Origin of the sequence: Acetobacter okinawensis (assembly GCF_002153655.1) — a bacterium.
Classification (GTDB): Bacteria; Pseudomonadota; Alphaproteobacteria; order Acetobacterales; family Acetobacteraceae; genus Acetobacter; species Acetobacter okinawensis_A.
Map to the genome: position 1 here is coordinate 1 of NZ_JOPJ01000038.1, position 2,100 is coordinate 2,100.

At 55.2% G+C, this 2,100-nt stretch carries 2 protein-coding genes; both read right to left on the reverse strand.

All coding sequences use genetic code 11. The annotated features are described in order from the left end of the window. Positions 1 to 544 (reverse strand): protein rep (locus HK26_RS11370; protein ID WP_257640988.1); only part of this gene is annotated, 544 nt, incomplete at its 3' end. 1,108 nt (positions 545 to 1,652) lie between these two features. Further along, on the reverse strand, positions 1,653 to 2,100 hold a 448-nt coding region (locus HK26_RS11375; protein WP_180539535.1), incomplete at its 5' end, for a protein rep.

Genomic DNA, 2,100 nt, shown 5'->3' on the forward strand with positions numbered 1-2,100 from the left:
CCCGCCACAACTCCACCCAACGAGCCTGTTTGACGTAGTATTTCCCCTGAAAGTAGGAAGGCGGCACCATCAGGAGCGCATGGAAATGCGGATGCGCCGACCCATCCCGGCCCCGTGTCACCTCTGTAGTGCGTATCCAACCCTGCACCTGCTGGAACTCGGGCCGCTTCACTAATCGGCCCCATGCGGTGTTCATATCCCGCAGAACAGGCCGTAAAGCCTCTACGGGGCAATTCCGCACCGTCAGCGTCAAGAACAGCCAGCGGGCTTCCTTATGGGCTTCTACGAGGTCAGGGAGTGCCTGAAAAAATCTGGCCTGCCACATGAGCGAACGCCTCCACTGACAAACAGGGCAATGACGCACCCGGCAGAACTGCGCCTCTCGCAGCCGGAGCCTCATTTCACCTGTTTCGGGGTCTGGTATCTGACCAAAGCGCAGAACGCCGGAACAAGCGCCAATACGCTCTGCCAGCCGTTCAAACTCGGACAGTTCGGAATAGATCGCCTGAACATCCGCAGCGCGTGCCCTGTGGTCATCCCACAAGCCATCCCTCTGTGACAGATCAGAGAGAGCCGCATCTTGTGCTTGGCGTCTGTTCAGACGTTTGGTATGGTCAGTGCAGGTGCAGTGATGCACGGAAAAACCCTGTTTTCTTGTGGTGTCGCAACTTCAAGATGCAGGGTTTTTCATTGATCTGTCAAATCCTTAAAAAACCGCAGTCGCTCTAGGCTCTCAGCCAGAAATGAGACCGCGATTTATCCCTTAAGTATAAATACAAGGTATTGGAGGGCCAAAAACGCCCCCAAATCGCCCTCCAAAGCGTCTGCACTGACGGCTGTTTAAAGCCCCAATTTGGGACAGGTTTTGCAGTGTTACTGGTACGCAAAACTTACCCCGGCTTGCGGGCGATGCGGCGGCTCCGTCCTCGCCGGGGTAAGACAACGAACACACCAGACGCCTAAAGGCGGCCTACGGCTGGCGCGTCCCACGCGCCATCTGATGCAGTCAGTCCCTTATGCCGGGTAAGTGGCCTTTTTTGCTCAAGGCGGACGGAGTGAATGGAGACATCACTCATTCCCGGGCGATGTCATCGAGTGGACGCAACAAACAAACCCTACATCTCATAGTCCGCGTTTGCCTGCCCATCCCCCTTGCGTCTGCGCCCCCATAGGGGGCTGTCGCTCATCCAGTTTCACTACATCGGAAGTACATCACTACTACATCACTTCGGCTTCATGATTGCATCAGGACTACATCACCTCAGCATCATCAAATTCGATTTTCCATATACAAATGCACCCTTTCTGGTGCGGCCATTTTTAGAAACCGAAAGGTTTGCATTTGTATATGGAAACTGATGCTCAACTGTCCCGCTTGTGTCCCGGTAACGGAGCGAATGTGTCCCGCTCCATTCCATCCCGAACGGTAGTAAGGACGTGCGTTTGAAGCACCGTTGAGCCACAGGCGAATAAGGATGGTGTGACCCGGTGAAACCGTGGGACCACACCACCTGTCTTGCCCGACCTAACAGCTGCCATTAGGACCATTTAACGATCCTAAAGACCGACAAAACCGCTAAAAACCGGCGTTTATCGAAATTTTGTGCACCAAAAAGACGAGCAAAAGCCGCGTTATTCGACAAACAACCGCACTACTCTGCTTTTGGCTCTGCGTCCGCCTGCCTGTAGCGTCTGTATCGACGGTCAGACGGGCGCCAGTTGAAGCCAACCCGTGAACCATCGTCCTGCCCGTCCCCATCGGTCAGAGCGAGATCCGCATCGCTCTCCTGACCTTCCTTGAGAACATCCTTGAGCAGACCCCCAGTGGCAATGAAACGCAGCTTGTGAACCTGACGCGTCAGCTCAAGGAACCAAGCTGGATCAGCAGTCATGTCCGAAGGCTTCACCGCATACTTGAGCGTCTCCGCAGCCGCCCGGCGTAGTGCCTGGCTAACGTCTCCATCTGCTTCACCTGGGCGAGCTTTAACCGTCCGCACATCCACACTGGGCGCATAGTTCAGACGGGCTGTATCCCGCCACAACTCCACCCAACGAGCCTGTTTGACGTAGTATTTCCCCTGAAAGTAGGAAGGCGGCACC